The organism is Humibacter sp., assembly GCF_035547335.1.
Taxonomy (GTDB): domain Bacteria; phylum Actinomycetota; class Actinomycetes; order Actinomycetales; family Microbacteriaceae; genus Humibacter.
Genome location: NZ_DASZVF010000024.1, coordinates 20589 through 27547, shown reverse-complemented (window position 1 = coordinate 27547; position 6959 = coordinate 20589). Strand labels below are relative to the sequence as shown.

Annotated in this window: 7 protein-coding genes and 1 tRNA gene; 6 read left to right on the top strand and 2 right to left on the bottom strand. The window is 68.8% G+C overall.

Annotated features, from left to right (window positions below; translation table 11 throughout):
* On the top strand, window positions 1-1008 hold a 1008-nt coding region (locus VHB92_RS06285), incomplete at its 5' end, for a hypothetical protein (protein ID WP_325452520.1).
* Window positions 1009-1201: 193 nt separating this feature from the next.
* On the top strand, window positions 1202-2341 hold the full coding sequence (locus tag VHB92_RS06280) for a 3-deoxy-7-phosphoheptulonate synthase (RefSeq protein WP_325452518.1): 1140 nt from the start codon (window positions 1202-1204) through the stop codon (window positions 2339-2341).
* Here the strand turns inward: VHB92_RS06280 and VHB92_RS06275 are convergent.
* Window positions 2308-3003 carry a GTP pyrophosphokinase gene (locus tag VHB92_RS06275; protein WP_414653075.1) on the bottom strand — a complete coding sequence of 232 codons (696 nt, stop codon included), beginning with the start codon at window positions 3001-3003 and terminating at the stop codon, window positions 2308-2310. The genes VHB92_RS06280 and VHB92_RS06275 overlap by 34 nt on opposite strands.
* 140 nt (window positions 3004-3143) lie before the next feature.
* The gene (locus VHB92_RS06270; protein ID WP_325452517.1) at window positions 3144-3638 is read right to left on the bottom strand and encodes a MarR family winged helix-turn-helix transcriptional regulator; all 495 of its coding nucleotides are present in this window, start codon (window positions 3636-3638) and stop codon (window positions 3144-3146) included.
* Window positions 3639-3728: 90 nt separating this feature from the next.
* Between VHB92_RS06270 and VHB92_RS06265 the strand changes: the two genes are divergently transcribed.
* The 4 genes from VHB92_RS06265 (at window position 3729) to VHB92_RS06250 (ending at window position 6949) form a co-directional block, all read left to right on the top strand.
* Window positions 3729-4184 (top strand): DUF1801 domain-containing protein, encoded by a 456-nt coding sequence (locus tag VHB92_RS06265; protein ID WP_325452515.1) that lies wholly within the window; start codon window positions 3729-3731, stop codon window positions 4182-4184.
* Window positions 4185-4237: 53 nt separating this feature from the next.
* Window positions 4238-4309 (top strand) — tRNA-Gln (locus tag VHB92_RS06260).
* A 167-nt stretch (window positions 4310-4476) separates the two neighbouring features.
* Entirely contained in the window at window positions 4477-5940 is a 1464-nt protein-coding gene (gene glmU / locus VHB92_RS06255; protein ID WP_325452513.1) for a bifunctional UDP-N-acetylglucosamine diphosphorylase/glucosamine-1-phosphate N-acetyltransferase GlmU, read from the top strand.
* Window positions 5915-6949: a ribose-phosphate diphosphokinase gene (locus VHB92_RS06250; protein WP_325452511.1), complete on the top strand. Its 1035-nt coding sequence runs from the start codon at window positions 5915-5917 to the stop codon at window positions 6947-6949. The genes glmU and VHB92_RS06250 overlap by 26 nt, the downstream gene beginning before the upstream one ends.
* The last annotated feature ends 10 nt before the right edge of the window (window positions 6950-6959 follow it).

The window sequence follows — 6959 nt, the reverse complement described above, 5'->3', positions numbered from 1 at the left end:
GCGATGCCTGGAAGGGTGACCGACGGACGAGAGGGGTCTGGCGTGAGGGTGACCGAGCAGCAGGATCGAGTGCCGGATCACGGGCTTGCGGGAGAGACCGGCCCGGATGCGCCGCGCTCGCCCCGCTTCCCGTGGTGGCTCGGGCTGATCCTCGGCGTCGCGGCCGCCCTCGTCGGTCTGCTGCCGTGGATGATCAGCGGCATGCGGCTGCCGCTGCAGAACCTCTGGGCCGAAGACACCATGCCCGACCGGATGCCGGTGGCGTTCCTGCCGCTCAGCCAGTACGCCCTGACGTCCATCGTTGCCCTCCTCGTGGTGGGGCCGGCCGCAGCAGGCATCCTGGTGCGTGCCACGCGACCTCGATGGACGGAGCGCTCGCTCTGGGCGTTGATCGGCGGCGTTCTCCTGGTGCAGGTGGCGGCTGCGGCACAGGCCGTGGTGGTCGTCTACGGCGGCCTCCAGGTGCGTCTGGAATCCGCGCTGTACAGCGTGGCGCTCGCGCTCGTCGCGCTCGTCGGCATCGTGTTCGGCGCCGTCGTCCTCGTGCTCGTCGGGCGCGCGCCGAGGGCCGGAGCGCTCATCGGCCTGGTGCTGGGGGCACCGCTGGCCGCATCCTGGCTGGCGATGCTCGTCGCTCCGCAGAACTCCGGCCTCCTGGTGGGCGGTCTCGCCGCCGGCCTGATGCGGTGGGTGCCTGCCGTGCTCGTGGGCGTGGCCATCGCGTGGTGCGGCGTCGGCACCGTGGGCCGCATCGTCGCGGCCGTGGTGGGCCTGGTGCTGCTCTGGATCGTTCCCGTGGCCATCACGGCCGTGAACGCGGCCGTCGGCACCCGCGTGCTGGCGAGCAGGCCCGACGAGATGATCGCGTACGGTGCCGACGTGTTCCGGATGGCGGCGGGCACGGCGGGGGAGAGCATCCCGCCGCTGATCCTCGGCCTGGCGCTGGCGGCCGTCGGTCTCGTGCTGCGACGGCCGATCGCACGATTGGTATACCGGGGGCGGGAGTGATACGGTTTCGGCCATGAGAACCCGCTGGTATGCGTATTTCGCGTTGGCTCTGGAGGAGCCGACGGTCGCGAAGCGCTGACCAGCACCTTCTCCAGAGCCAACGGGCAGGATCGTTCAGATCCTGCCTTTCGTCATTAACCGGCGGGTTGGCCAGGAGCACCGGGCCCTCTCGCCAGAACCGAGAGGACCACCCATGACCACGGCATCCACCCCGTCTGCTGCTCAGGCTGCTGCTCAGGCGACGGCCTTGGCTCAGAGCACGTCCAACACGCGCGTCGTCGCGCTCGAGGCGCTGCCCACGCCGGCCGCGATCCGCGAGGAGCTGCCGCTGAGCGCCCGGGCCGCGGAGCTCGTCTCGCGCAGCCGGCGCGAGATCGAAGCCGTCCTCCGGGGTGAGGACTCGCGGCTCCTCGTCGTCGTGGGGCCGTGCTCCGTGCACGATCCGGATGCCGCGCTCGACTACGCGCGCCGCCTCGCCGTGGTCGCGCACGAGCACCGCGACGAGCTGCTCGTCGTGATGCGCGTGTACTTCGAGAAGCCGCGCTCGACGGGCGGGTGGAAGGGCCTCATCAACGACCCTCACCTCGACGGCAGCCACCGCGTTCCCGAGGGGCTGCGCATCGCGCGTCGGCTGCTCATCGACATCCTCGAGCTCGGCCTGCCCGTCGGGTGCGAGTTCCTCGAGCCGACGAGTCCGCAGTACATCGCGGATGCCGTGAGCTGGGGCGCCATCGGAGCCCGCACCACCGAGAGCCAGATCCACCGCCAGCTCGCCAGCGGCCTCTCCATGCCGATCGGGTTCAAGAACGCCACGGACGGCGACGTCCAGGTCGCCGTCGACGGCTGCACGGTCGCCGCGCAACGTCACGTGTTCTTCGGCGTCGACGACGACGGCCGTGCCGCGCTCGTGTCGACGAGCGGCAACGACGCGGGCCACGTCATCCTGCGCGGCGGTCGCGGCGCGCCGAACTACGACTCCGCGAACGTGGCCGATGCCGCGCGGCTGCTCGCCAGGGCAGGCATCCCGACGCGCATCGTGGTCGACGCCAGCCACGGCAACAGCGGCAAGGATCACGTGCGGCAGGCCGCCGTGCTCCGTGAGCTCGCCGAGCAGGTGCGATCGGGCGAGCCGATCGCCGGTCTCATGGCCGAGAGCTTCCTCGTGCCGGGGAACCAGCCGCTCACCGACGCCGGACGAGCCGGTCTCGTCTACGGCCAGAGCATCACGGATGCCTGCATCGGCTGGCCCGAGACGGCCGTGCTCCTCGACGAGCTCGCCTCGGCATCCCGCGACAGGCGTCAGATGGCGATGGTCGGTGCGGGAGGCCGGTAGCTGCGCACCTTGAGGTGCAGCTGCTCCATCGTGGCGTCGAGATGCGCCGCGGTCTCCGCGGCGTCGGTCAGCCCGTCGATGAGGTGCTGCGGCACCTGCGTCTCGTACTTGTAGTACGTCTTGTGCTCCAGGCTGGCCCAGAAGTCCATGGCGATGGTGCGGAACTGCACCTCGACCCGCACCGGTTCCGCGCCGCCGGAGAGGAAGACCGGAACCTCGAGGATGACGTGCAGGCTGCGGTACCCGTTCGGCTTCGGCTGGGCGATGTAGTCCTTGACCTGGAGCACCGTGATGTCGTCCTGCGACGTGAGCAACTGGACGATGCGGTACACATCGCTGACGAAGCTGCACACGACGCGCACGCCCGCGATGTCGGACAATCCTTCCCTGATGGCATCGAGGTCGAGGTCGATGCCCTTCCGGTCGGCCTTCTCGAGCACGCTCTCGATGGACTTCACGCGGCACGAGATGCGCTCGATCGGGTTGTAGCCGTCGACCAGGCTGAACTCCTCGCGCAGGATGTCGAGCTTCGTCTCCACCTCGGCGACGCCGAAGCGGTACCGCATGAGGAAGCGCGAGATCTCGTCGCGCAGGGCCGTCAGGTCGGAGAGCGTTCCGCTGTCCGCCTGCGCGAAGAGCTCGAGGGTGCGGGGGCTGAGCAGTGGGTGTGCTGGTCCGTTGGGCGAGGACTCGGCACCCGAATCGACGGTGGTCACATCCGGACCGTATCGAGTGGGGCTTGGTGACTCGTGTGTGCTTCACGAGACCTTGCGATGCCTTCGCGTCGACGGTGCCGTGCGGCTCAGTCGAAGTCGAGGCTGAGCTTGCGCAGCAGGGCGGCCAGACGTGTCTGCTCTGCTGGCTGCAGCGTGCGCAGCATCTCGGCCTCGGCGTCGACCAGGCGCGTGATGGCGGCATCCACTCGGGTTCTTCCCTGTGCCGTCATGCGCACGAGGATGCCGCGCCCGTCGTGCGGGTCGGTCTGCCGCTCCACCAGGCCGCGCTCCACGAGCCGGTCGATCCGGTTCGTCATGGTGCCTGAGGAGACCAGCGTCTGCGTCAGCAGCGCCTTGGGGCTGAGCTGATACGGGGAGCCGGCTCGCCGCAGGGCGGACAGCACGTCGAACTCCCACAGCTGCAGATCGGATTTCCCGAACGCGCCGCGTCGCGCCCTGTCCAGATGCTTCGAGAGCCGGTCGACACGGGAGAGCACCTGCAACGGGGCGAAGTCCAGATCCGGGCGCTCGTGCTCCCAGGCGTCGACGATCCGGTCGACCTCGTCAGCGTGCTCCGCCATCCGTCCATTATCCCGGGCGCGCACTGACAACGTCCGTATCGCGCAGTTTCGGAGAAGTACCCGGTGCATGACGTCCCTAGCATGATGACCATGGCTCAGACAACGCGCACAGACGACACTAAGACCAAGTTCACTGCGGACGAGCGGGCCGCCGTGAAGGAGTACGCCAAGGAACTGCAGACCGCAGCCAAGCGCAAGGGCAAAGCGACGCGCAAAGACGGTGAGCTGGACATCCAGGAGAAGATCGCGGCCATGCCGGAGCCGGACCGCTCGATGGCCGCGCGGGTGCACGAGCTCGTTCTCGCGGCGGTGCCGGAACTGTTTCCCACCACGTGGTACGGCATGCCGGCCTACGCGATGGATGGCAAGACGATCTGCTTCTTCCAGCCGGCCAGCAAGTTCAAGGCACGCTTCTCCACACTGGGCTTCAGTGACAAGGCGAACCTCGACGACGGCGACATGTGGCCGGTCTACTACGCGCTGAACGCGCTCACGCCCGAGGTCGAGCAGCGCATCACCGAGCTCGTGCGCAGGGCGGCGGGCTGACGCTGCGCCGCGTGAAGCCGGCATCGCGCGTTCTGGCAGACTGGAGGGCGCGATCCGCCGTGGTGTAATGGCAGCACGACAGCCTTTGGAGCTGTTAGGTCTAGGTTCGAGTCCTGGCGGCGGAGCTCTGAGCGGCCGGTTCGCCTGTCCCCGAGAGGCCCCGTTGCCCAAGGGGCCTGCTCCCCGAAAACAGGCAAGAATGCGCTTACCGCGCGAGAGCAGGCATAATCTGCCTGTTCTCACGAGATGTGCCTGTTCTCGGGAGCAGGAAGGCGTCGGGAATACTTGTACGGTGACCGATCCGAATCTCGCCATCATCGTGCTCGCCGCAGGCCAGGGCACTCGCATGAAGTCCGCGACGCCCAAGCTGCTGCATCCGCTGGCAGGGGCACCGATCGTCAGCCACGTGCTCGCCACGGCCCGCGCGCTCGACGCCGCCGTCGTGCTCGCCGTGGTGCGCCACGAGCGGGACAGGATCGCCGAGGTCGTCTCCGCCGATCTGCCCGACGCCGTGATCGTCGACCAGGACGAGATCCCTGGCACCGGCCGTGCCGTCGAGCAGGCGATCCAGGCGCTTCCCGCCGACTTCGACGGCGACGTGCTGGTGCTGAACGGTGACGTGCCGTTGCTGGATGCCGACACGCTGCACGAGCTGGTCGCCCGCCACCGCGGAAGTCGCGCGGCCGCCACGGTGCTCAGCAGCGTGGTGCCGGATGCCGCCGGATACGGCCGCATCGTGCGCTCGGACGACGGGGCGTTCCACCGGATCGTCGAGCACAAGGATGCCAGCGCCGATGAGCACGCCATCGACGAGATCAACGCGGGTATCTACGTCTTCGGCCTCAACGCGCTGCGCGATCAGCTGGCGAACCTCAGCACCGACAACGCGCAGGGGGAGAAGTACCTCACCGACGTCATCGAGCTGCTGCGCGCGGCGGGCAGCGAGGTCGCGGCCGTGCCCGTCGACGAGTCGTGGAAGGCGGAGGGCATCAACGACCGCGCGCAGCTCAGCGAGGCGGCCGCGCGGCTGAACGCGCTCATCGTGCGCGGCTGGCAGCTGAACGGCGTGACCGTGCAGGATCCGGCGACGACCTGGATCGATCTCACGGTCAAGCTGGAGAACGACGTCACGATCCTGCCGGGTACGCAGCTCAAGGGCGCAACGACGGTGGCGCGCGACGCCGTCGTCGGGCCGGACACGACGCTCGTGGACTGCGAGGTCGGCGAGGGCGCGAACGTGAAGCGAGCGGACGCGACGCTCGCGGTGATCGGTGCTGGAGCATCCGTCGGCCCGTTCGCCTACTTGCGGCCGGGGACGGTGCTGGAGGCGAACGGCAAGATCGGCACGTTCGTGGAGACGAAGAACGCGCACATCGGCGAGGGCAGCAAGGTGCCGCACCTCAGCTACGTGGGCGACGCGACCGTGGGCAGCGGCGTGAACCTGGGCGCCGGCACGATCACGGCCAACTACGACGACATCCACAAGCACCGCACCGAGTTCGGCGACCACGTGCACACCGGCGCTCACAACGTGTTCGTCGCGCCCGTTAGGATCGGAGACGGCGCAAAGACCGGAGCCGGCGCCGTCATCCGCAAGGACGTTCCCGCCGGAGCCCTGGCCTTGAGCGTCGCCCCTCAGCGCAACATCGAGGGATGGGTCGAGAAGAACAGATCGGGCACGGCGGCGGCGGAGTCGGCGCAGCGGGCCAGGTCCTCACAGGAAGCGAACGATGGCTCGCAAAGACAAGAGGGTTGATCTCGACCGAGAGCGTGCGGTGGCGCCGGGCATCGTCGCCAAGACGAAGAAGCGGCTCGTGGTCGCTGCCGGCCGCTCGCATCCTGCGCTCGCCGCAGACGTAGCGGAGTCGCTCGGCACGCAGCTCGTGCCCACCGAGCACCGCACGTTCGCGTCGGGGGAGATCCTCACCCGGTTCGAGGTGTCGATCCGCGGCTGCGACGTGTTCCTCATCCAGTCGTTCGGGCCGCCGGTCAACGAGTGGCTCATGGAGCTCCTGATCATGCTGGATGCCGCCAAGCGCGCATCCGCCAAGCGCATCACCGTCGTCGCTCCCTACTATCCGTACTCTCGTCAGGACAAGAAGGGCAGGGGCCGCGAGCCGATCAGCGCCAGGCTGGTCGCCGACCTGCTGAAGACGGCGGGCGCGGACCGCGTGATGAGCGTGGACCTGCACGCGGCCCAGATCCAGGGGTTCTTCGACGGCCCCGTCGACCACCTCTTCGCCAAGCCCGTTCTCCTCGAGTACTTCAAGCAGAACCTGTCGCCTGAGGACCGCGAGAACCTCACCGTCGTCTCGCCGGACACGGGTCGGGTCCGCGTGGCCGACCAGTGGTCGGACAGCCTGGGCGCGCCGCTGGCGATCATCCACAAGCGACGCGACCCCAACGTGGCCAACCAGGTCACGGTGAACGAGATCGTCGGCCGGGTTCGCGGCCGGGTGTGCCTGCTGGTCGACGACATGATCGACACCGGCGGCACCATCGTGAAGGCCGCTCAAGCCCTCAAGGAGAACGGGGCGGAGCGCGTCATCGTGGCGGCGACGCACGCGGTGTTCAGCCAGCCGGCGACGGAGCGCCTGCAGGATGCCTCGATCGACGAGGTCGTCGTGACCGACACCATCCCGGTGGGCGAGGAGAAGCGGTTCCCCGGGCTTACGATCCTGCCGATCGCGCCGCTGCTCGCTCGCGCCATCCACGAGGTCTTCGAGGACGGCTCCGTCACGTCGATGTTCGACGGGCAGGCCTGAGCGAAGGGCC